The sequence below is a fragment of the Methanoculleus thermophilus genome (assembly GCF_001571405.1).
Taxonomy (GTDB): Archaea; Halobacteriota; Methanomicrobia; order Methanomicrobiales; family Methanoculleaceae; genus Methanoculleus; species Methanoculleus thermophilus.
This window is the reverse complement of the sequence record NZ_BCNX01000006.1, coordinates 151,225-172,578: the sequence shown is the minus strand read 5'-3', so window position 1 is coordinate 172,578 and position 21,354 is coordinate 151,225. Positions and strand designations below refer to the sequence as shown.

20 protein-coding genes are annotated in these 21,354 nt (G+C 60.7%); 14 read left to right on the top strand and 6 right to left on the bottom strand.

The genetic code is table 11. The features are described from left to right. The first annotated feature begins 2 nt into the window (after positions 1-2). The 3 genes from argS to sepS are packed head-to-tail and all read left to right on the top strand — an operon-like array spanning position 3 to position 4,133. The gene (argS, locus tag MCUTH_RS04085) at positions 3-1,667 is read left to right on the top strand and encodes an arginine--tRNA ligase (protein WP_066956912.1); all 1,665 of its coding nucleotides are present in this window, start codon (positions 3-5) and stop codon (positions 1,665-1,667) included. Continuing rightward, positions 1,648-2,541 (top strand): 4-demethylwyosine synthase TYW1, encoded by an 894-nt coding sequence (gene twy1, locus MCUTH_RS04080; protein ID WP_066955920.1) that lies wholly within the window; start codon positions 1,648-1,650, stop codon positions 2,539-2,541. Before argS ends, twy1 begins: the two co-directional genes overlap by 20 nt. Beyond that, entirely contained in the window at positions 2,538-4,133 is a 1,596-nt protein-coding gene (sepS, locus tag MCUTH_RS04075) for an O-phosphoserine--tRNA ligase (protein ID WP_066955911.1), read from the top strand. The genes twy1 and sepS overlap by 4 nt, the downstream gene beginning before the upstream one ends. On the opposite strand, the gene MCUTH_RS04070 is transcribed toward sepS, so the two are convergent. Continuing rightward, on the bottom strand, positions 4,108-6,366 hold the full coding sequence (locus tag MCUTH_RS04070) for a bifunctional alpha,alpha-trehalose-phosphate synthase (UDP-forming)/trehalose-phosphatase (protein ID WP_066955910.1): 2,259 nt from the start codon (positions 6,364-6,366) through the stop codon (positions 4,108-4,110). The two genes, sepS and MCUTH_RS04070, sit on opposite strands and share 26 nt — an antisense overlap. A gap of 325 nt (positions 6,367-6,691) precedes the next feature. Between MCUTH_RS04070 and MCUTH_RS04065 the strand changes: the two genes are divergently transcribed. Both MCUTH_RS04065 and MCUTH_RS04060 read left to right on the top strand, forming a co-directional pair. Then, entirely contained in the window at positions 6,692-7,078 is a 387-nt protein-coding gene (locus tag MCUTH_RS04065; protein WP_066955908.1) for a hypothetical protein, read from the top strand. Between the two features lie 49 nt (positions 7,079-7,127). Further along, on the top strand, positions 7,128-7,334 hold the full coding sequence (locus MCUTH_RS04060; RefSeq protein ID WP_066955906.1) for a helix-turn-helix transcriptional regulator: 207 nt from the start codon (positions 7,128-7,130) through the stop codon (positions 7,332-7,334). Between the two features lie 388 nt (positions 7,335-7,722). Here the strand turns inward: MCUTH_RS04060 and MCUTH_RS04055 are convergent, their stop codons facing one another. From MCUTH_RS04055 to MCUTH_RS04045, 3 genes are read right to left on the bottom strand one after another with little or no spacing between them, the layout of a single operon-like run. Then, on the bottom strand, positions 7,723-8,292 hold the full coding sequence (locus MCUTH_RS04055) for an archaemetzincin family Zn-dependent metalloprotease (RefSeq protein WP_066955904.1): 570 nt from the start codon (positions 8,290-8,292) through the stop codon (positions 7,723-7,725). Between the two features lie 54 nt (positions 8,293-8,346). Then, entirely contained in the window at positions 8,347-10,596 is a 2,250-nt protein-coding gene (locus tag MCUTH_RS04050; protein ID WP_066955902.1) for a DEAD/DEAH box helicase, read from the bottom strand. Next, positions 10,577-11,656 (bottom strand): ribonuclease H-like domain-containing protein, encoded by a 1,080-nt coding sequence (locus tag MCUTH_RS04045; protein WP_083524755.1) that lies wholly within the window; start codon positions 11,654-11,656, stop codon positions 10,577-10,579. Before MCUTH_RS04045 ends, MCUTH_RS04050 begins: the two co-directional genes overlap by 20 nt. Before the next feature lie 193 nt (positions 11,657-11,849). Here MCUTH_RS04045 and MCUTH_RS04040 point away from each other — a divergent pair, with 193 nt between their 5' ends. Then, positions 11,850-12,614, top strand: a complete 765-nt coding sequence (locus tag MCUTH_RS04040; protein WP_066955899.1) for a TIGR01458 family HAD-type hydrolase — start codon at positions 11,850-11,852, stop codon at positions 12,612-12,614. Positions 12,615-12,619: 5 nt separating this feature from the next. Beyond that, on the top strand, positions 12,620-13,768 hold the full coding sequence (locus tag MCUTH_RS04035; protein ID WP_066955898.1) for a hypothetical protein: 1,149 nt from the start codon (positions 12,620-12,622) through the stop codon (positions 13,766-13,768). Here MCUTH_RS04035 and MCUTH_RS04030 read toward each other — a convergent pair. Then, entirely contained in the window at positions 13,741-14,646 is a 906-nt protein-coding gene (locus MCUTH_RS04030) for a DNA-methyltransferase (RefSeq protein WP_066955895.1), read from the bottom strand. The two genes, MCUTH_RS04035 and MCUTH_RS04030, sit on opposite strands and share 28 nt — an antisense overlap. A 40-nt stretch (positions 14,647-14,686) precedes the next feature. After that, positions 14,687-14,842, bottom strand: a complete 156-nt coding sequence (locus tag MCUTH_RS11705) for a hypothetical protein (protein WP_161937569.1) — start codon at positions 14,840-14,842, stop codon at positions 14,687-14,689. A 290-nt stretch (positions 14,843-15,132) separates the two neighbouring features. Between MCUTH_RS11705 and MCUTH_RS04025 the strand changes: the two genes are divergently transcribed. Genes MCUTH_RS04025 through glmU form a run of 7 tightly spaced genes read left to right on the top strand, consistent with a single transcriptional unit; the run spans position 15,133 to position 21,350 of the window. Further along, positions 15,133-15,864, top strand: coding sequence for an ABC transporter ATP-binding protein (locus MCUTH_RS04025; protein ID WP_066955892.1), 732 nt, complete (start codon positions 15,133-15,135; stop codon positions 15,862-15,864). Between the two features lie 5 nt (positions 15,865-15,869). Beyond that, the gene (locus tag MCUTH_RS04020) at positions 15,870-16,961 is read left to right on the top strand and encodes a SufB/SufD family protein (RefSeq protein WP_066955889.1); all 1,092 of its coding nucleotides are present in this window, start codon (positions 15,870-15,872) and stop codon (positions 16,959-16,961) included. A 16-nt stretch (positions 16,962-16,977) separates the two neighbouring features. Then, a complete protein-coding gene (locus tag MCUTH_RS04015; protein ID WP_066955886.1) occupies positions 16,978-17,640 on the top strand; it encodes a protein-L-isoaspartate(D-aspartate) O-methyltransferase in 663 nt (220 codons plus the stop codon). Continuing rightward, positions 17,637-18,251 carry a cyclase family protein gene (locus MCUTH_RS04010; protein WP_066955883.1) on the top strand — a complete coding sequence of 205 codons (615 nt, stop codon included), beginning with the start codon at positions 17,637-17,639 and terminating at the stop codon, positions 18,249-18,251. The genes MCUTH_RS04015 and MCUTH_RS04010 overlap by 4 nt, the downstream gene beginning before the upstream one ends. Then, the gene (locus tag MCUTH_RS04005; protein WP_066955880.1) at positions 18,248-18,853 is read left to right on the top strand and encodes a hypothetical protein; all 606 of its coding nucleotides are present in this window, start codon (positions 18,248-18,250) and stop codon (positions 18,851-18,853) included. Before MCUTH_RS04010 ends, MCUTH_RS04005 begins: the two co-directional genes overlap by 4 nt. A 36-nt stretch (positions 18,854-18,889) precedes the next feature. Further along, positions 18,890-20,146 (top strand): phosphoglucosamine mutase, encoded by a 1,257-nt coding sequence (gene glmM / locus MCUTH_RS04000; RefSeq protein ID WP_066955877.1) that lies wholly within the window; start codon positions 18,890-18,892, stop codon positions 20,144-20,146. Between the two features lie 4 nt (positions 20,147-20,150). Then, on the top strand, positions 20,151-21,350 hold the full coding sequence (glmU, locus tag MCUTH_RS03995) for a bifunctional sugar-1-phosphate nucleotidylyltransferase/acetyltransferase (RefSeq protein WP_066955875.1): 1,200 nt from the start codon (positions 20,151-20,153) through the stop codon (positions 21,348-21,350). Positions 21,351-21,354: the final 4 nt, after the last annotated feature.

Sequence of the window (21,354 nt, the reverse complement as noted above, 5' to 3'; positions counted from 1 at the left end):
TGATGTTTCAGGAGAAGTACCACCAGATTGAGCGCATGCTCCGCGCATGCACCGGTGAAGAGGATGTCCTCCTCACGACAGGCGGGGATCACGCCGACCTCGCCTCGACGATAGCGTTCAAACTTGCGAAGAAGGAGAAGCGCCCTCCCCAGAAGATCGCCGCCGATATCGTGGAGAAACTCTCCAAAGACCCAGAACTCGGCGACGTGCAGGTTGAGGCCGCCGGTCCCTACATCAACTTCCGGTTCGGCCCGTCACTCCTCGGAGAGGCGGTAAGAGAGGCGCTCGAGCCCGGCTACGGGAAACATTCCCGCCGCTCCGTCCGGGTCATACTCGAGCACACGAGCGCAAACCCGAATGGGCCCCTTCATGTCGGGCATATCCGAAACACGGTCATCGGCGACACCCTTGCCCGGGCATTCCGCAAAGCCGGGTATCCACTCGAGGTGCAGTATTACTTAAACGATATGGGCCGCCAGATCGCCATCGTCTCATGGGGATTTGACCGCCTCGATATCCCCCGGAGCGAGGGCGAGAAGGAGGACCATTACGTCGCCCGGGTCTACGTCGCGGCAAACCGTGAGATCGAGAAGAACCCGGAGATAACCAAGGAGATCGATCACCTCATGCAGAAGGTGGAGCAGGGCGACGCGGAGACCGTCGCGAAGTTCCGCAGAGTCGTCTCCCTCTGTGCCGAAGGGATCAAGGCGACCCTCGCCGCAATGAATGCCCACCACGACCGGTTCGTCTGGGAGAGCGATTTTGTCCGGATCGGGGATGTGGATCGGATCTTTGAGCGGATCCGGCGCCTGCCTCAGACCCATGAGGACGAGACCCTCTGGGTCGATCTCTCGGAGAGAGGCTTTGAGAAGAAGTACATCCTCCGGCGCAGCGACGGCACATCGGTCTACAGCGCCCGCGACCTCGCCTACCACACCTGGAAGGCCCGCAACTACGACCGGATGATCGACGTCCTCGGAGCAGATCACAAGTTGATCGGCGCCCAACTCCAGGCCACCCTGGAACTGCTCGGCGAGCGGCCGCCCGAGATCGTCTTCTTCGAGTTCGTCTCCCTCCCCGAGGGCTCCATGAGCACCCGGGCAGGCAAATTCGTCTCGGCAGACGAACTGATCGAGGAGGTGACCTCAAAGGCATACGAGGAGGTGACCGTCCGCCGGCCGGAACTCTCCGAAGAGGAACGGCGCTCGATCGCAAAGTCGGTCGCCATCGCCGCCATCCGCTACGACATCGTGAAGGTCTCCCCGGAGAAGAGCACGGTCTTCGACTGGAAGGAGGCTCTGGACTTCGAGCGGCAGAGCGGACCCTACATCCAGTACGCTCACGCCCGGGCCTGCAGCATCCTCGAGAAGGCCGGAGAGTTTACGCCGATGTTTACCTATGAGACCGAGCACGAGGTCGCGCTCGCCCGACACCTTGCCCGGTTCCCGGCCGTCATCGAGCAGACCGTGGAGGAACTTCGGCCGCATCTCCTCGCCAACTACGCCCGCGAACTCGCCGACCTCTTCAACGCCTTCTACCACTACGACCCGGTCTTGAAGAGCGAAGGCGAGACCCGCAACAGCCGTCTCACGCTTGTCGATGCAGTCAGAAACACCCTGCAGGAGTCGTTAGAGATACTCGGTATCGATGCACTCAGAAGCATGTAAGGCCTTAAAGAGGCAGGGCTACCAGTTCGTCAGCCCTGCCTCTTCGGCGGCCGTCAAGCCCTGCATGTGGAACAAACGGGCGCTCAAGGGCGGCGAGATGTGCTACAAGGCGCAGTTCTACGGGATCGAGAGCCACCGTTGCGTCCAGATGACCCCGACCCTCAAGTGCAACCAGCACTGTCTCTTCTGCTGGCGGTCTTTCGAGCACGAGGTTGTGGAGGATGAGGAGTGCCCGCCGGAAGCGATCATCGCGAACCTCCGCCGCCTCCAGAAGAAAGCCCTCTCGGGCTACAAGGTCTCGCCCTACGTCGCGCCGGAGCGGTTTGCCGAGGCCCTCGCTCCCACGATGGTCGCGATATCCCTCTCGGGAGAGCCGACCTGCTACTCGCGCCTTGCGGAACTCATCGATGGTCTCAACGCCGAAGGCTACACAACGTTCCTCGTCTCGAACGGGACCCGGCCGGACGTTCTCTCCCGGTGCCGGCCCTACCAGACCTACGTCTCGCTCGATGCCCCCGACCGGGAGACCTACCTCTCCCTCTGTCGCCCGAGAGAGGACTACTGGGACCATATCCTCGAGAGTCTCGCCGGGCTTGCCGGCCGGCGATCCGCCATCCGGACCACCGTGGTGCGCGGCTACAACGACTTCTCCCCCGAGCGGTATGCGGCGATCTACCAGGACTCCGGGGCCAGGTTCATCGAAGTAAAGGGTTATATGCATCTGGGGTACAGTAGGAATCGACTGGAGAGGGACCGAATGCCGGAACATCACGAAATTCGGGCGTTCGCCGAGAAAATAACGGAGCACTGCGACTATACCATCAAGGATGAGAGCCCGGCAAGCCGGGTCGTCTGTCTGGAGCGGAAGATATGAGATTCGATGTGGAAGAGTTCAAAAAGAGAGCGAGAGAAGACTTCGAACACGCCTGGCACGAAGGGCCGTCGGTCCTGACCCCGGCCGGGATTGAGGAGCGATACCCCCGGCTGAAGTACACCCGGGCTACGGCCCACCCGATCTTTGAGATCACGCAGCGGCTCCGCGAGACCTACCTCTCGATGGGGTTTGACGAGGCGATGAACCCCATCATCGTCGAGGAAGCCGATATCTATCGACAGTTCGGGCCTGAAGCCATGGCCGTCCTCGACCGGGTCTTCTACCTCGGCGGGCTGCCCCGTCCGAATGTCGGGATTGCACGTAAGCAGGTCGAGGAGATCGAGGCCATCCTTGGTCGCACAATCCCGAACGAGACCGAAGAGAGGCTCCGCGAGACTCTCCACGGCTACAAGAAGGGAACGATCGACGGAGACGAGCTGACGCACGAACTCGCCACCGTCCTTGGTGCGGACGATGCAACCGTGGTGCACATCCTCGATGCCGTCTTCCCCGAATTCAAGGCGCTCGCACCTGAGTCGTCGCGAAACACCCTCCGCAGCCACATGACGAGCGGCTGGTTCCTCACACTCTCCTCCCTCTGGGAGAAGCGCCGCCTCCCCATCCGGCTCTTCTCGGTTGACCGGTGTTTTAGGCGGGAGCAGGAGGAGGGGCCGACCCGCCTGATGGCCTACCACTCGGCATCCTGCGTCGTCGCGGGCGAAGACGTCACTCTCGAGGAGGGGAAAGCCGTCAGCGAGGCCCTCCTCTCGGCCTTCGGGTTTACCGAGTTCCGGTTCCAGCCCGACGAGAAGCGGTCGAAGTACTACATGCCCGGGACCCAGACGGAGGTCTACGCCCGCCACCCTGTCCTTGGGTGGGTCGAGGTCGCCACGTTCGGCATCTACTCCCCCTCGGCGCTCGCGGAGTACGGGATCGGCGTGCCGGTGATGAACCTCGGTCTTGGGGTGGAGAGGCTAGCGATGATCGTCTACCAGTCAAACGATATCCGCCAGCTCAGCTTCCCGCAATTCTTCCCGCAGGAGGTCTCGGACCGGGATATCGCCGGCGCCATCCACCTCCGCGAGGAGCCGAGATCCGTTCTTGGAAAGCAGATGGCCGAGGCAATCCGGGCTACGGCCGCCGAGCACGCGACGGCCCCCGGGCCGTGTGCGTTTACCGCGTGGAAGGGTGAGATTGCAGGAAGGGAGATCGAAGTCATCGTCGAGGAGCCCGAGTCCAACACGAAACTCTGCGGCCCTGCCTGTGCAAACGAGGTCTACGTCCACGACGGCTCGGTGCTCGGGGTCCCGGACACCGAGAAGTGGGCGAAGGTCAGGGCAGAGGGCGTCTCCACCGGCATCACGTATCTCGATGCCGTTGCAAACCTCGCCGCCGCCCGGATCGAGGAGGCCACACGGTGCGGAGAGGAGGCCCATATCCAGGTGAAGATGTCAAAACTCCCCTCGGACATCAACCTGCGCATCGAGGAGTACGCGATGCGGTATATCACCGACCACAACAGAAAGGTGGACCTCCGTGGACCGGTCTTTTTGACGGTCAGGTCCGTCATCCTGGGGCAACCGACTCAATAAGGCTCTTTTCCCGCCCCTGTCTCTTCTTTTTTGTGGTCACGCCGTCCCTGTCGCACTCGATGCACCTCCAGAGCAACGGCAGCACGTCCCGCTGCTCAACCAGGTTGAAGCGTGCCCTGCTCGGGGCGAGCCCGACCTTGATCGAGTAGGCTTCGGGCGGCAGCACCTCAAAGAGGTCTTCATCGGTCCGATCGTCGCCGATGGCGAGGATAAAGTCCCAGGCCCGCTGGGTGACCCAGTTCAGCGCCGCTCTCCCTTTGTTGACGACGTTGTTCTTGATCTCGATGACCTTGTTGCCTTCCATAACGCCGACATTCAGGTTGGAGGTCAGGTGCAGGAGATCGTCTTTGAGATCCTTTGCCCGCTGTGCACCGAGCAGCGGCTCCGTCCTCCGGTAGTGCCAGACGAGGGAGTAGTCCTTCTCCTCGATGAAGGCGCCGGGCGTGCGGTCCGTGTAGAGCTCAAGGAGCGGGTAAATCTCCGCCTTCCACTCATCCGAGAGCGCCTCAGACATCCGCCACTCTCCGGACCGCTCTTTTATCCAGACCCCGTGCTCGGCAATGAGCCCAATATCCATCGCCCCGAACCAGGCATCCAGGGTATACCGGTCTCTGCCGCTGATTACCACGACCTCGTTTCCCGGAGCCCGGGAGAGGGCCTCGAGTAACTTTCGGGTGGCATCGTCGGGGACCGCCTTCTGTGGTTTTGCGGCAAAAGGCACCAGGGTTCCGTCGTAGTCGAGGAGGAGGAGCCGGTCCTCTCCGGTAGCGTAATCTGCGACCAGTTCCTCCCTGATGTCGGGTGTGATGATCTGTTCGGAGCGCTCGACCTGGACAGCCCGGGCATCACCGAGGCGTGTGAGGAAGTCGCCGACCCAGTGCTCGATGTCGTAGCGCATCAGCCGCTTCTGCATCGTCCGGTTCCGCTCGATCTGCTCCTTCTCCGGCATGGCAAGTGCAGCCTCAATCGCCTCGATCACCGCGTCCTGGTCGTTTGGATTGACGATGATCGCCTCACCGAGTTCCTCGGCCGCTCCCGCCATCTCGGAGAGGATGAGCACCCCGGTGCCGTCGGTCCTCGTGGCGACGTACTCTTTCGCCATCAGGTTCATCCCGTCACGGAGCGGTGTCACCAACGCGACATCGGCAGCGCTGTAGAACGCCACCAGTGTATCAAACGGGAGGAAGTTGTAGAAGTAACTGACCGGAGTCCAGTCGGTCGTCCCGTACTTCCCGTTGATGCGCCCGACGAGTTCGTCGATCTGTTTCTTGAGCGCCTGGTAACTATCGACGCCCGTCCGGGACGGGACCGCGACGAGGACAAGGGAGACGGCACCCCGATACTCGGGTTTCTTCTCGAGGAGTGCGTCGAAGGCCTCAAGCCGGAGGGGGATCCCTTTCGTGTAGTCCAGGCGGTCGAACGAGAGGATTATTTTGCGTTTCCCGTACATCTGCCGTATCCGGGCGATCTCCTTCTGGACGGGGGTGCTGCCTGCAGCGTCGGCAAACCGCTGGTAGTCGATCCCCATGGGGAAGAGATCGGTCCGCACCACGCGGGTCCCGGTCCGAACCTCTCCGAACGAGTGCTCGTAGCCTAAAAGCCGCCGAACACTGGAGAGGAAGTGGCGGACGTAACCGTAGGTATGAAAGCCTATGAGGTCCGCCCCAAGAAGGCCGGAGAGGATCTCCTTCCTCCAGGGCAGGTGCCGAAAGACCTCATACGAGGGGAAGGGGATGTGATGGAAGTAGCCGATCTCCGCATCAGGGAGACGCTCGCGGAGCATCTGCGGCAGAAGCATCAGGTGGTAGTCATGGACCCAGATGATATCATCGGGCCGGACTACCTCCATCACGGCGTCGCAGAACTTCTCGTTCACCCGCTGGTAAACCTGCCATGTCTTTGGGTTGTACTCGGCAAAGTGGTTGAAGTAATGAAGGAGCGGCCAGAGGGTGTTGTTGCAGAACCCATCGTAGTAGTGCTTGATATCGTAGGGGGAAAGAAAGACCGGGTGGCACTGCTCCTTCTGGAGTACATCTACGATTCGGTCCCTCTCGTCATCCTGCTTCTTCTGGACGTTGATGCCGGGCCAGCCGATCCAGAGGCTCTCGTAGGATTTGTAGAATGAGCCAACACCGGTTGCAAGGCCGCCAACGCTCCTTTGCAGGTGAATATCGCCATTTTTCCGGGAGATGCTGATTGGAAGTCTGTTTGATACTATCAGTAATCGGTTCATGGTTTAACCCAATTTGGAGGGATTGATCAGCACCCAAAGATTCTCAACCAAAATTAAGTTTTTGGCGAAATACTGAATAATTATAGACATCGCCGCCTGGACGGACAGCACTTCTGCCCGGCCGTTTCACCGCCGGTAAGCACCGCACGACCTTGCGCTTGCCCAACCGCGGAGTTATTGTCGCGTTTTCTGCCAAAACAGCAGCCGATATGAGCAGATCCGGGAACAAGATGGCAGAACGAGAAGGGGGCTTTGACCATCCCGGAAGAACCGAATTAGTTATCTATTTCTAACACTATGTTAGATATACATAACAGGTGAACGAATGAAGCGACGATATGCGCTGCAGATTGGCGCAGGAGCGGTCATCGGGGCAGCAGGCCTCATTCTCCCGTTCCTTGGAGAAGGAACAGAGGCGCTCTCCTCGATCCTGGTGACGATCGGTATGGTGATCATTGCGGTGGCCGCCGTCCGGCACTGGAGGTTCCGGGACGAACTGGAGAGGGATGAGCGGACACAAAAGATCGGGGCGTACGGCATCTCCTACTCGTGGCTCGTCACGCTCATCTTCCTCGCACTCCTCTTCTGGGCAAACTACCTCGGGGTCCTCACCCTCACGGTCGAGGGAGTGCTGCTCTCAACCATCCTGTTGATGGGGCTCTCGGCCCGCCTCTTCCAGTGGTACCTCTTCCGGCAGGGAGATGTGGCGTGAGGCGAACGTGGGCAGGAGGCCAGCGCCAGATCTGGAAGGGGGATGCGGGATGAAGACCCGGATCCGGGAACTCCGGGCAAAGACCGGGCTCACCCAGGAGGAACTGGCACAGCAGGTAGGGGTCCGGCGCGAGACGATTGTCTTCCTTGAGAAAGGGAAGTACAACCCCTCCCTAAAACTCGCCTACAAGGTGGCCCGGGCGCTTGATTCCACCATCGAGGAGGTCTTCACCTTCGATGACGAGGATCTGGCGTGACCGGGAAGAAGGCGAGCAGAACGATCATCGCTCCCGGCGAGGTGCAATTGATAAAAGAGTTGCAACAGAAGAACGGTAGAGTCATAAAAAGATATTGGGGGCATTTCTAAGGTCGGAGTTTGAATTTAAAAACATTACGATTTTTTATTCGTTAGAATATCCTTTAAATAACCATATAATCCATAATTTAACGTTTTATTGAGGATATACAATTTTATGCACCGTAAAATATAATTTTTCGAGGCGATCCAAACGTTCGCAAAGAGCGCGGAGTGATGGAACGATTATTTCAGTTTCCCAGAGGGAGGTGTAGGTCATTTCCAAACCGGACCCGCTCTCTCGCCCGGCCCTCGACGGGCGCCGCACCCCCGGGGAACAGGTGGAGCCGTCACGATTCGACCGGGCCGCCTCCCCAGGCAAGAGCCCGACCGCCGAGCCCTTCGGAAGCAAGATGGAGACGACACCTCATGCAGAACTCCGGCCCTTTCCGATCGGTCTCGGCGACGGTGTTCGAGAAGAACATGACGCACCGGGATCGTTTGCAGTGAGCAAGCCCGAAGGTGTGTCCCAGCTCATGCACGGCCTCCACAACAGCCCGGCGGCGAAAGAGGTCCGGATCATCAGGAAGACCGTAAAACGACTCTCTGAGCCGGTGCAGGGATATTATTGCCCATCGCTCCCTTGCGATCCCGAAGACGAAGTTCATTCCGGGAAGGTAGAGATCGGCGTTCGTGACTCCCAGCACCCGATCGTGACGCTCCATCTCCACGGAGAGGGCAAGGGACTCAAGCACCATCTCCGCGTCATGCTGACTGCGGGGATCATTTCGTGCGGCTTTTGGGAGGGGCACCCCCTCGCCGATCACGACGTCCCGGGAGAAGACTGCTCGTAAGGGGTTCACAAGCATCCGCAACTCGGCCGGATCGACCGCCCCGATAGGGACCAGAACAATATTCATGACAGGCAGACCGGTGATCGCGTAATCGTTCTCAAGGAGACTTGAGAGTATCGGTCAGGCGTCCGGAGTGGAAGTACCCGTCGCAAGTCGTCGGGCGAGGTCGTCGAGGATAAGAATGGCCGCCTCTTTATCGAGGGGCTGGTTCTGGTTCCCGCACTGTGGCGAGTAGATGCATGCCGGACACCCTGCGGTGCACGAGCAGTCGCGGACCAGTTCGTGCGTCATCCCGGCGATCGCGGGGAGGAGAGTGGAGGCCTTCTCGGCAAGCCCGATCCCGCCCTCATAGCCGTCGTAGACGAAGATCGTCGGAGCACCGGTTGCAGGGTGAAGAGGGGTCGAAAGACCGCCGATATCGCGGCGGTCGCAGACGACATGGTAGGGCATGACTGCGATCAGGGCATGCTCCGCACCGTGCAGCCCACCGGCAACGTCCAACCCTTTAGCGGTGATCGTATCCAACGTCCGGTCCGGTATGGTGAGCCAGAAGGCCTTTGTCGCGAGGGAGAGCGGCGGGAGGTCCAGCCGGTGGTGGCTCACGACCCGATCATAGTGCCGCACCGTGTACCCGATGACCTGCCGACTGACTGTAACGTCCCCAAACGAGACTCCCACGCCGCCGATGTCGCGGCGCCGGAGTTCCTGCACGACCGCAACATCGGTGGTGACGAGGGGCTGGGTGTAGGTATCGGTATCGGTCTCCTCCACCTGAATCGTGCGCTGCTCAAGGTCCATCTCGGTCACCACGTAGGTCTCCCCGCGATGGAGGAGGATTGCACCCGGGTGAGCCTCCCGGAAGGCCTGCTCACGATCCATCGTCTCGAGCAGCCTGCCCTCATACATCACCCGGAAGGTATCGGAGGTAACGGAATCAAGCCCGACCATCTCCGCCGCCCGTCTCCGCCCGGCATAGATCCAGCCCCGCGAAGCCTTCCGGAGCAGGCAGACACGCTCGAGCGCAGCAAGCATCTCCGCGATATCGGGACCGAACCAGCGGGCATCGCGCTTTGGGTCGACCGGGAGTTCCGATGCCGCACAGAGGAGATGGCCCGAGAGGATGTAGGGGTTCTCCGTGTCCACGACGGCGTGCTCGCAGGGCCGGGAGAAGAACTCCTCCGGGTGGCGCATGAAATACTGGTCGAGAGGGTTCTCGAACCCGACCAGGACGGCAAAAGACTCCCCCAAACGGCGTCCAGCCCGTCCCGCCTGCTGCCGGAAGGAGATCATCGTCCCCGGATACCCCGATATGATGACACCGTCAAGCGACCCGATATCGATCCCGAGTTCGAGGGCGTTCGTCGTCACGACGCCGCGAAGGCTGCCGTCCTTCGCGGCGTCCTCGATCGCACGCCGGACGGTCGGGAGGTAGCCGGCCCGGTAGGCGCTTATCCCTGGAACCTCCCGGGACCGGGCCGCGATCACTTCGGCAAGCCTCCGGGTGAGGGTGAAACAGAGTGTCCGGCACCCGCTCTCCACCGAGGCGAGGAGGAGGTCCTTCGTCACAGAATGGACCGATCGTCCGCCGTCTCCAACAGAGGGGTTGTAGAGGATGAACGTCTTTTCACCCGCCGGCGATCCGTCATCCTCGATAAGGATCGCCTCCTCGCCGGTCAGGCGGGCGGCGAACTCGGTCGGGTTTGCAAGGGTGGCAGAGGAGAGGACGAACTGCGGCCGGGCACCGTAGTACTCCGCAATGCGGGCAAGGCGGCGGAGGAGCATGGCCATATGAGATCCCGCAACCCCGCGATAGCGATGCGCCTCGTCGACCACCACGAACCGGAGGTTTCGGAAAAAACGGCTCCACTTCATGTGCCAGGCGAGGACCTGGTGGAGTTCGTGGGGGTTTGATAGGATGATCCGGGACCGATCCCGGATCGCCGGCCGCTTTCCGGCGGGCGTATCGCCGTCGTAGATGGCCGCATCCACCCGTATTCCCGAAACGTCCTCTATCTCCCGGATGGTCTTTACCTGATCGTTTGCGAGCGCCTTTGTCGGGTAGAGGAAGAGGGCGGTCGCGGCGGGGTCGAGCGCCAGACGCTCGAAGACCGGGAGGAGGAAAGCGAGCGTCTTTCCGCTCGCGGTCGGCGTGGTGATGATGACGTTCTCTCCGGCGCGCAGATGCTCGATCGCCGCAGCCTGGTGGGTATAAAGCCGGATCCCTCTTCCCTCGCAGTAGGTACGGAGGCCTTCCGGGAGGGGACGGAAGAGGATTCCGTACCGGGCCGCCCGGGGCGGCGTGGTCCTGGTATGCACGACGTTTGGGTCCGCCGCGAGCAGGTCGAGGAATTCACGCACAGTCGTTGCCATCCCCCCGGAGAAGCGCAAAGAGCCGGACAAGCGAGACGAGATCCTGACGGTTATGCTCCACGATCGGGATGAGCGGACCGGGATTTCCGGTGCGCTGGTAGGTGTCGTAGAACTCCGGCACCAGCGCTCCCGGGAGATCATTCTCTCGGGCAAGACCGAGGATCTCCGCCTCGAGCGCAGAGAGCCGGCAGGAAGATAGCGTCTCACCCCAGCGGCGTCGTGCGAAGTGGAGGACGTCAACATGCGGCATATCAAGGTCAGCCAAGATGCCGTAGTATCCTAACCGCTCACGGATATAGGGGAGGTCGAACGCCCGGCCGTTGAAGGTGACGAGGACCGTGCTCTCCGTTTCCAGTTCGGGGAGGACGGAGGTGAGCGCCGCCTCCTCCTCGTCAACTGATCTAAGCAGGTACTGGCTGATGGTTATCGATCCTCCCCGGGCCCGGGCAAGACCGATGAGGATGATCGGGCGAGAGAAGAGCCCCAGCGTCTCGATATCCAGGAAGAGAAAGTCCTCCGGGGCATGGAACCGGCAGGCCTCAAGGAGGAGCGGGTCGCTTCGGCGGTGTCGCCGCCCGATCTGCTCCATGAGGTCACGGGTATTCCCCTCCGCCACGAGTTCCAGGACCTTTGAGGCTTCCTGGCGGTAGCAGGGGTGCCGGACGAGATCGGCGATCGTCTGATAACCCCGCCTCTTCAATCGCCGCTCGGTCACCCTGCCGATGCCGTGGACCAATGTGAGATCCGATAGGATTGCCTCAGTCGCCCGGTCCGGGTCGCGGGCATCGAGGTCCATGGTTCTGCGAGATTCGAGGAGACAGCACCTCCCGGCGGAGCAGACAACTTCCCGGCCGCGGAAAGCATCCTCAAATCTCCGCCCCCGGTACTCGGCAACAAGGGTGTTTTGAAGCCTTCGGGCATCATCGTAGTCGGAGCGGCGGATGAACGTCGACCATGGGCCGGGAAGGTGCTTTTCGCTCTCGTCGACGACCTCATACTCCCCGGCCCGGTCAATCCGGACACGCCACAACTTACCCGCCTGATCAAAGGGGTGAACCATTCTCCCGGCAGAGGGTTAGAGCCTCGCGGCATTCAAGGTAGCCGTTGCGGGGTGAAAGTGAATGACTCCCCGGATCATCTCACGCCAAAAGAGGGACGGGGCGTGAAAACCCCTGAGATTTTTGTAAGACTGCGGATGAAGTGTCGTGCCCGCACACACTGTATAAATATCCATCCGGACAACAGAGAGCAGTATGGTCAGTGCAGTCCTGATCGACATCGACGGCGTCCTCTACGTCGGCGACCGGGCCATCGACGGAGCAGACCAGGCGCTCCGGGAACTTGACCGGCGGGGCATACCCTATCGGTTCGTCTCAAACACCACTCGCCGCTCCCGCCGTTCGGTTGCCCGGCGGCTGCAGAACCTCGGTTACGCCATCCCGGAGTCCTGGATCATCACCGCCCCGGTGGCCGCCGCGGCGCACCTCAAGGAGAGCGATCGTGCCAGGTGCTTCCTCCTCACCACCCCGGATGCCCGGACGGACTTTGAGGAGGCCGGGATTGTGGCAGTAGAGGAGGGAGCGGATGCGGTCGTGGTCGCCGATGCGGCCGACGGGATCACCTACGCCTCGATGAACCGGGCGTTTCGCCTGCTCATGAACGGGGCGGACCTCGTCGCGCTCGAGAAAGACCGCTACTGGATGGGACCGGACGGGCTGATGCTCTCGGCGGGCCCCTTCGTCGTCGCGCTCGAGTATGCCACCGAAAAGAAGGCCGAGGTGATCGGAAAACCTTCCCCGGCGTTCTTCCTCCGGGCGCTCCGGGAGATCGGGGCGCGCCCGGACGAGGCGGCGATGGTCGGCGACGATATCGTCACCGATGTCGGCGGCGCCCAGGCCTGCGGGATGCAGGGCATCCTGACGAGGACCGGCAAATATCGAGAAGAGGCAGTCTTGCGGTCGGGGATCACGCCGGATCTTATCATCGACTCGCTTGCAAATCTCCCTGAATACCTCTGAATACCATGTGGAAACAGGCCCTCATCATACCCATCATCGTCGTCGCAGTTCTCGGGGCCGGATGCCTGGGAGGCTTCCTGCAGCCCCCGATCGTCCCGCCGGCAATCACGCCGATCGAGGGGGCGAGCCTCGATCGGGTGCCGGTCTACACATTCCCTTTCGAGGACGGAGAGGAGAGGATCGGAATAGATCCTGACCCTGCGGTCTATGCCGGCGCAAAAGAGGCCGACCGGAAACTCTACCTCTCAATAAATCTCTCAAAAGAGGAGTGGGTCCCCATCTACTACCGGGCGTTCATCGACGATCCCTGCCTGGAACCCTTCTATGCCGACCTCCTTGCCGCCTTCCGCGAGATCCGGGACCGCAAAGGGCTCGATGGCGACCGGTATCTCGAGCTCGTCACCGCCTTCGTGCAGTCCATACCCTACAGCACCGATACCTCCATCGTTGAGCCGAAGTTCCCGATCGAGACGTATGTCGACGGATTGGGCGACTGCGACGATAAAAGCCTCCTCCTTGCCGGGCTCCTGGCCAGGGAGGGGTATGCTGTTGCGCTCTTCTACTTTGAGGACGAGGCACACATGGCCGTCGGTGTAAAGAGCAACGGGAACCTCTACCGCGAGACCGGCTACGCCTACATCGAGACCACGAACGCAAGTTACGTCGGGATTCCACCCGACAAACTTGCGGACGGGACCATCCTCACCACAGACCCGCTGGTCATCCCGATCGGGGACGGTCAGAGGATCTATACGGCGTCAGGCGAGATCGAGATGATCGAGCGCGCTCTTGCCGCCTCACGCGACCGGGCAGAAGACCTCTCTTCAGAACTCGTGGAGTGCTTCTCCGATCTGGAGGTTCAGAGAGAGACCCTCAAGTCCCTCGACGCACGGCTGGCAGAACTCGCTCAGTCGGGGAAGTTTCAGGAGTACAACCGCCTCGTCTGGAGATACAACGAGAAGGCCCACGAGTACAATGATGCGGTAGAGAAGTACAACGCCCTGCTTGAGGAGTCGGAGGCTGTCATCAACCTCCACAATCATCTTGTCACCCACACCCACGACCGGCCCGGATCATACCTCCATGCCCGGGCATACCTCGAAGGGAACTCTGATGCGCATCCAGTTCAGGAGAGTCGGTCCCAGACGATGTAGCGAGGAGGAGCACGGGTGCCGTCCTTTGCCTCCTCCCCCAAGAGTCGGGCCATGGCGGTCTTGCAGTACTCCGGGGAGATATCGATCCCGATGAAGCGCCGGTTGAGCCGGTTGGCAACAAGCGTCGTCGTCCCCGCACCGTTGAAGGGGTCGAGCACCAGGTCTCCCCGGTAGGAGAAGAGTTTGATCAGCCTTCTCGGGAGTTCCTCCGGGAACATCGCCGGGTGCTGGTAGTCACGCATCCGGATCTCCGCCGGAAAGACCCACCGGGCAAAGACCCACTCCTTGAACTCGTCGCCGGTGATATCGATCATCTCTTTCTTCCCGGCCTTCTTCTGCGTCTCCTTCGCAAAGACCTCGATAAACTCCCAGGTATACTTCAGGTAGGGCATCGACGGCGACTTCCAGCTCCCCCACGCGGTGTACCGGGCATTGTAGTTGTTCTTCTCCCAGAGGATCTCCGCCTTCCAGAGAAACCCTAGACCCAGGAGTTGCGATGAGATGACATGGTGTGTCGGGACGTAGTCGGAGAAGAGCGGCTGGATATTGATCGCGATCCGACCTCCTGGCTTGAGTATGCGGTAACACTCGCTCCAGACCGCGCCGAGTTTCCGGAAGTAGTCGTTCCACTCGCGGGTGTCGCTCATGGAATCGTTTGCGTAGTGGTGGCCGAAGTTGTAGGGCGGGGATGTTATGATGAGGTCGATGCTCCGGTCCGGGATCGCCGGGAGCACCGCCATCGCGTCGCCGCAGATGACGCTGTTCGTGAACTGCCGGATGGCAGGAGGCTCAGGGGTCTGGACGGTATGCCTGGCGTTCCCCGTGCCCTGCCGGACCTTCCCTTTCTCATTCCGGTTCGGTATGCCTTTCCGCCGCATCCGGTCCGATCACCGGAAGGTGCCAATACCCCGGGAGATGTTAAGTATAGCCCCTCGCCTTGCAAGAAGGGTGCGACGGCAGGGTGGTCGCGGCGAGGAACACAGTCTTACGCATCTGGCTCCGCCGGATGATGGTCGGATACCGGGCAGCCCGCTCCGCGAGGCAGGCGAATGTGGAAAATGTCGATCGCTCCATACATGAGACGGGGTGAGGGCATTATTTAACCATAGGCCGTGCGCGGGGTGAAAGTGATGAGGCACGGCTGCCGTCGGGAATGCAGGCCCATCTTCAGACGCGGAAAGCGCAAAAAAAGACCGCTCCGCAGTCTGACACGGCGGCGGTTACCGGCCGGACCAGGGTCGATCAGCCGGGTGTCCGCCCGGCAAAAGCCGAAAAAGGGCGCCAATCCTCCACCAATCGTAAGGGTTGGTGTTGCATTGCAAGTGTTAATGTACCCCCAAGGAGAAACATAAACGGGGTGCCGTATGCTGGATATCAGTAATTTACACGTGAGCGTGGATGATACCGAAGTTCTCCACGATATCAACCTCCACATCGGGCAGGGGGAGACTCATGTCCTGATGGGTCCAAACGGCTCGGGAAAGAGCACACTGCTCAAAGCCATCATGGGGTTTGGCGGCTATACGATCACGGAAGGATCGATCGTCTTTAAAGGGAAGGATATCACCAGGATGCCGATTCACGAGCGGGCTCACCTCGGAATCGGCATGATGTTCCAGCATCCGCCTGCAATATCCGGACTGAAACTCGGAAAACTGCTCGCCGCGACATCAACCCTCGGAGGGGAGGCAATAGAGGCACTCGCGCAGTCGGTCAACATGGAGCATTTCCTCAACCGGGACATCAATGTCGGGTTCTCCGGCGGCGAGATAAAGAGGAGCGAAGTGTTGCAATTAAAGGCCCAGCAGCCCGACTTCATCATGCTGGACGAACCGGAGAGCGGCGTCGACCTTGAGAATATGAACCTGATGGGGAGAGAGATCGCAACCTTGCTCGAGAAGGATGTCCGCATCGTCAACAGACGTCGAAGCGGTCTCATCATCACCCACACCGGGTATATCCTCGATTACCTCGATGCCGATCAGGGCCATGTCTTAATCGACGGCCAGATCCGGTGTCACGGGAATCCCCGCGAGATTCTGCGTGTAGTCAAAGATAAAGGATACGGAGAGTGTCTGCGTTGCAAACAGATATAACCGACATGGAGCATCTCTCGGAGGAAGACAAAAAACGCCTCGCCCTGACCGGACTTGAGGTAGGGATGCAGAACAGGTGCGGGAGTTTCTTCCAGATCGACCAGAACGTTGTCCAGACCACCTGCGGGGCCGAAGGGATCGAGATGCTCCCCATCAAGGCCGCCCTCGAGAAGTACGACTGGTTGAAGGACTACTACTGGAACGCCGTCCCGAAGGAAAAGGACAAGTTCACTAAATTCGTGGCAAGGCAGGAGAGCCCGCAGGGTCTCGTCGTCATCGCCCATCCTGGTGCGAAGGTCGAGATGCCCCTCCAGGCCTGCCTCTTTCTACGAGAAGAGCCGGCGCAGCATGTGCACAACATATTCATCGCACAGGAAGGCTCCGAGATCCACATCATCTCCGGCTGTGCGAGTTCCTGGCAGAAGAAGCACGGCGCTCATATCGGGGTGACCGAGATCTACGTCGGCAAAGGCGCCAAAGTCACGTCCACGATGATCCACAACTGGAACCCGGGGATCAGCGTCTTCCCCCGGAGCGCCACTATCATCGAGGAGAATGGTACGTTCCTCTCAAACTACGTCTGCATGCAGCCGGTCCACCGGATCAACATGTACCCGACAGCGCGCCTTATCGGGAAGAACGCCGTAGCCCGGTTCTCAAGCATCGTCGTCGCGACGCCCGGCTCAACCCTCGACCTCGGTTCCCGGGCCATCCTCGCCGCCGAGCATACAAGCGCCGAACTCGTCACCCGTGCCATCACCACCGGCGGCAAGGTCATCTCCCGGGGCCATGTCCTCGGCGAGAAGGACAACACCCGGGGCCACATCGAGTGCAAGGGCCTGATCTTAAAGGATGGTGTCATCCACGCCATCCCCGAGATTGAGGGGACGCTGACCGGCACGGAACTCTCCCACGAGGCCGCGGTCGGTAAGATCGCCCGCCACGAGATCGAGTACCTCATGGCCCGTGGTCTCTCGGAAGAGGAGGCCACCGCAACCATTATACGCGGGTTTTTGGATGTAAAGATCAGCGGTCTGCCTGCAGTCCTGCAGGCCCAGATCGATGCCGCGATCGATAAAGCAGAATCAGGCTTCTGATTCGGGAGAAGATGTGATGGAGGCCGACCCGTACGCGCGTGAGCGCGAAGAGATGGTGGAATACCAGATCCGGGGTCGGGGAATCAGGGATCCGCGGGTACTCGCCGCGATGAGAAAGATCCCGCGTCACCTTTTTGTGCCGAAAGGCTTTGAGCGCTCTGCCTACGAGGACCGGCCGCTCCCCATCGGGGAGGGGCAGACAATCTCTCAGCCCTACATCGTCGCCCTCATGACCGAGCAACTCGAACTGGCGCCCGGGGATCGGGTGCTCGAGATCGGGACCGGCAGCGGCTACCAGGCCGCACTCCTCGCCGAGATCGCCGGAAGCGTCATATCAGTCGAGCGCCTCTCAAACCTTGCCGACCAGGCCAGAGAGAACCTTGCACGCGCTCGCGTTTCCGGGGTTACGGTGATCGTCGGCGACGGTTCACAGGGTTATCCGCCGGGAGCACCGTATGATGCCATCATCATCACGGCAGCAACGCCCTCGATCCCAAAACCCCTGATCGAGCAACTTGCCGAGGGCGGGCGCCTGATCTCTCCCGTCGGACCGCGGGACTGTCAGGACCTCGTCAAACTCGTCAAACGCGAAGGCAGGATCGAGGAGATCTCACTCGGGGGCGTCTGCTTCGTACCGCTGATCGGGCAGTTCGGGTGGCGGGGTGAAGGATCTCTGTGACGGTCTACGATGTTACCCTGGATCTCTCCGAGGAGATCGTCATATACCCCGGGGATATCCCGCCCCGATTCACCAAGATCGACAACGGGCAGTACCGGGTGACCGAGATGGTCATCGGGAGCCACACGGGAACGCACATCGACGCCCCCTCCCACTATCTGGAAGGAGGGATGACGGTCGATGAGATTCCGCCCGGAATACTTATGGGGCGTGCACGGGTCCTCGACTGCAGGGACGCGGGAGAGGTCATCGGTCCTGCAAACCTCGCCGGCCGCATCGACGGCGCGAAAAGGCTCCTTCTCCGGACCGCCTTCTCCGGGAGGCGGGAGTTCGATCCCGGGTATCCGGCACTCTCGCGGGAAGCGGCAGACCTCATCGTCGATGCCGGGATCACATGTCTTGGTATCGATACGCCGTCGATCGAGGAGTATGGCGGCGACGGTTCGGTCCACCGCCGTCTGCTCGGGAGCGGGATGGCCATCCTCGAACTGCTCGATCTCTCTTGCGTTCCCGAGGGAGAATATTTCATGGCGGCAATGCCACTACGGCTCAAAGGTGCCGACGGGTCGCCAGTGCGGGTGGTCCTGTGGGACAGTCTGGAGGAAGTATGAGTTTTTGGCATGAAGCAATCGAAAGACTTGAGAAGATTCTTGCCGGCAGCGGGCTAGAGGACGGCGTTGTGACGCTCGATGTAAATTACGGCGCTGACGTCTGTCAGTACCCGAAAGGGGTCTGTATGGAGGGCAACTTTGGTGGGCAGAGCGGGCAGTTCATCACAAGCGAGCCGATCCGGGCCAAGACCCGGATCTCCTTTATGTTCGGTGCGCCGCTTGCAACTCAGAAGCAGAGAGCGGCGGCAGGCGTGATCACGAACACCGTCTCATCGTTTCTCAATCTAACACGGAAACTCCATCCCTGCACCCCCGATTGCTACGCCCCCTGCCTTGCAGAACTCTCGCAGAAGATCGCCGGAAAGAAGGTCTACCTCGTCGGCCCGATGCCGGTGCTTGAGAGAGCACTCAAAGACCAGGTGGTCGGATCGCCGGAAGCGGCGGACCTCTTCCTGGTCGCCGGAGACGGGATGACGAGAGATGAGGATGTCGCCGCCATCGACGAGTACCGGGGGAAGAAGCAGATGATCTTTCTTGGCCCATCGACCGCCGGGGTCAGCGGGCTCCTGAAACTCGAGCACTGGTGCCCCTACGGGAGATGAATACCTTTTTTTAGGAAAGGAAGGATTATACACAGTATGCTTTTTGGTTCTTCCGGGATCCGGCAAGAATTCGGCCCTGAACTCGTGAGCCTCGCGCTCCGGGTAGGAGCAGCCATCGCAGACAACGCATCCGAAGTCGTCATTGGCAGGGACACCCGCACGACCAGCGAACTGCTGGAACATGCCGCCGTTGCCGGGATGCTCTCGGCCGGTGCAACCGTCTATTCCTGCGGCATCGCACCCACACCGACGGTCGCTCACGCAACGGGGCGGGTGGATGCAGGGTGCATGATCACCGCGTCTCATAACCCCGAGTCCTACAACGGTCTGAAACTGCTCAACCCAGACGGATCGTCCTTCACCCTCCGGCAGCAGGCGGAGATCGAGGATGCACTCAAAGGATCGCACTGGGCAGGATGGGATGAGCAGGGGCATACCTCTCCTATCGATGCGGTGGATGCGCACCGGGAGGCAATCCTTGATAGGGTCAGTCTATGTCGCCCCATCACGGCCGTCCTCGACTGCGGCAACGGTGCAGGGAGCGTCATCACCCCCGATCTCCTCGCCAGCATGGGAGTTAAAGTCATCGGCTTGAACTGCAACGTCGCAGGACGGTTCGCCCGTCCATCCGAGCCGCTTGCAGCAAACTTACCTTACATACCCGAGATCGTCCGAAAGCGGGAGGCCACATGTGCCGTGATCCACGACGGCGACGCCGACCGGATGATGGCGTTCGATGAACGCGGCCGCTACATCGAGGGAGACCAGCTCCTCATGCTCTTTGCGAAGTATCTCGACCGGAAGCGCGTGGTCACCACCGTCGATGCCTCGATGGCGATCGAGGAGGTTGCGGAGGTCCGCCGCACGCCGGTCGGCGACAGTTTCGTCTCCGAAGAACTCCTCGCCTGGGGCGACTTCGGCGGTGAGGCATCGGGAAGCTGGATCTTCCCGGAGTATTCCTACTGTCCGGACGGGGTCTACGCCGCAGCCCTGCTCTGCGAGATCGCATCAGAGTGGTCGATCGCCGAGGAACTTGATAAGATGCCCCGGTATACGCTCCTCCGGGAGTCCTACCGCATCGATGCTCCCCGAGAGATCATGACGGCGCTCGGGGCGGACGAGCCGACCCACGGAGTCCGGTTTGAGGACGAGGAGGGCTGGTACCTGATCCGTGCAAGCGGGACCGAACCGAAGATCAGAATAACCGCCGAAGGAAAGACACCGGCCAAAGCAAAAGAGATGCTTGATGCGGGACACGCCGCGTTAGAGCGGGCAAAACGCAGTCTGGAGTGAGTATATGCAGTGTGTTGTACTTGCAGCAGGAGAAGGGAAACGGATGCGACCCCTTACCGCACAGCGTCCGAAGGTGATGCTCCCTATCGCCAACCGCCCGATGATGGAGCACCTGGTTCTTGCGGCACGCGACGCCGGGATCACTGAGTTCATATTCGTCGTCGGATACTATGAGCGCGAGATCCGAAACCACTTCGGGGACGGGAGCGCTCTCGGGGTGAAGATCACCTACGTCACCCAGCGCCACCAGCTCGGGACCGCAGATGCGCTCCGGTCGACCGCAGGACTGGTCAACGGCAAATTCCTTCTCTTGAACGGAGATATGGTCCTCCAGAGCGATGACATCAGGGAACTCTGCAATGAGAAGGCACCGTGCGTCGGAATCCACCAGACCGACCACCCCAAGGATTACGGTGTGGTGACCATAGAGGGAGACCGCATCACGGGCCTTGAAGAGAAGTCCGAAGAACCAAAGAGCAACCTGGTCAACGCGGGCGCCTACCTCTTCGAGCCGGATATCTTCGACCTCCTCTCGGAGATCAAGATATCCGGGCGGGGCGAGTTCGAGCTGACCGATGCTCTCGAGGTGTATATCCGGGAAGGAACGCTCACCGCACACCCGCTGAACTACTGGCTCGATGTCGGGCAGCCCTGGGATCTCCTTGATGCAAACGAGGCGCTCATTGCCTCAATGCACCACGAGCAGCACGGCATCATCGAGGACGGATGCACAATCCCCGAGACGGTCAGTATCGGGAAAGGAACCATTATCCGGGCCGGAACCTATATCGAGGGATCCTGCGTCATCGGCGAGAACTGTATCATCGGCCCGCATGCCTACATCCGGGGCTCGACCGCCATCGGCGACGGCTGCCATATCGGGCACGCGACCGAGATCAAGAACTCCATCATCATGCCGGGGACGAAGATCCCCCACTTCAACTACATCGGCGACAGCGTCATCGGGAGCAACTGCAACTTCGGCGCCGGAACCAAGATCGCGAACCTCCGCCACGACAACGCAACCGTGAAAGTCTGCGGGAGGACGACCGGCAGGCGAAAGTTCGGTGCCATCATCGGCGACAACGTCCTCTTCGGGATCAACTGCTCGATCAACGTCGGGAGCCTCGTCGGCAGCAACGCGAGAATCGCGCCCCACTCTCTGGTGGAAGGGTGCATCGAGGAAGGATCGGTCATCAGGTGATGCG

What these genes read in the sequence shown, in the direction of transcription:
- argS (WP_066956912.1), top strand. Translation starts at nt 3, where the DNA reads ATGTTTCAGGAGAAGTACCACCAGATTGAGCGCATGCTCCGCGCATGC.
- twy1 (WP_066955920.1), top strand. Translation starts at nt 1,648, where the DNA reads ATGCACTCAGAAGCATGTAAGGCCTTAAAGAGGCAGGGCTACCAGTTC.
- sepS (WP_066955911.1), top strand. Translation starts at nt 2,538, where the DNA reads ATGAGATTCGATGTGGAAGAGTTCAAAAAGAGAGCGAGAGAAGACTTC.
- MCUTH_RS04070 (WP_066955910.1), bottom strand. Translation starts at nt 6,366, where the DNA reads ATGAACCGATTACTGATAGTATCAAACAGACTTCCAATCAGCATCTCC.
- MCUTH_RS04065 (WP_066955908.1), top strand. Translation starts at nt 6,692, where the DNA reads ATGAAGCGACGATATGCGCTGCAGATTGGCGCAGGAGCGGTCATCGGG.
- MCUTH_RS04060 (WP_066955906.1), top strand. Translation starts at nt 7,128, where the DNA reads ATGAAGACCCGGATCCGGGAACTCCGGGCAAAGACCGGGCTCACCCAG.
- MCUTH_RS04055 (WP_066955904.1), bottom strand. Translation starts at nt 8,292, where the DNA reads ATGAATATTGTTCTGGTCCCTATCGGGGCGGTCGATCCGGCCGAGTTG.
- MCUTH_RS04050 (WP_066955902.1), bottom strand. Translation starts at nt 10,596, where the DNA reads ATGGCAACGACTGTGCGTGAATTCCTCGACCTGCTCGCGGCGGACCCA.
- MCUTH_RS04045 (WP_083524755.1), bottom strand. Translation starts at nt 11,656, where the DNA reads ATGGTTCACCCCTTTGATCAGGCGGGTAAGTTGTGGCGTGTCCGGATT.
- MCUTH_RS04040 (WP_066955899.1), top strand. Translation starts at nt 11,850, where the DNA reads ATGGTCAGTGCAGTCCTGATCGACATCGACGGCGTCCTCTACGTCGGC.
- MCUTH_RS04035 (WP_066955898.1), top strand. Translation starts at nt 12,620, where the DNA reads ATGTGGAAACAGGCCCTCATCATACCCATCATCGTCGTCGCAGTTCTC.
- MCUTH_RS04030 (WP_066955895.1), bottom strand. Translation starts at nt 14,646, where the DNA reads ATGCGGCGGAAAGGCATACCGAACCGGAATGAGAAAGGGAAGGTCCGG.
- MCUTH_RS11705 (WP_161937569.1), bottom strand. Translation starts at nt 14,842, where the DNA reads ATGGAGCGATCGACATTTTCCACATTCGCCTGCCTCGCGGAGCGGGCT.
- MCUTH_RS04025 (WP_066955892.1), top strand. Translation starts at nt 15,133, where the DNA reads ATGCTGGATATCAGTAATTTACACGTGAGCGTGGATGATACCGAAGTT.
- MCUTH_RS04020 (WP_066955889.1), top strand. Translation starts at nt 15,870, where the DNA reads ATGGAGCATCTCTCGGAGGAAGACAAAAAACGCCTCGCCCTGACCGGA.
- MCUTH_RS04015 (WP_066955886.1), top strand. Translation starts at nt 16,978, where the DNA reads ATGGAGGCCGACCCGTACGCGCGTGAGCGCGAAGAGATGGTGGAATAC.
- MCUTH_RS04005 (WP_066955880.1), top strand. Translation starts at nt 18,248, where the DNA reads ATGAGTTTTTGGCATGAAGCAATCGAAAGACTTGAGAAGATTCTTGCC.
- glmM (WP_066955877.1), top strand. Translation starts at nt 18,890, where the DNA reads ATGCTTTTTGGTTCTTCCGGGATCCGGCAAGAATTCGGCCCTGAACTC.
- glmU (WP_066955875.1), top strand. Translation starts at nt 20,151, where the DNA reads ATGCAGTGTGTTGTACTTGCAGCAGGAGAAGGGAAACGGATGCGACCC.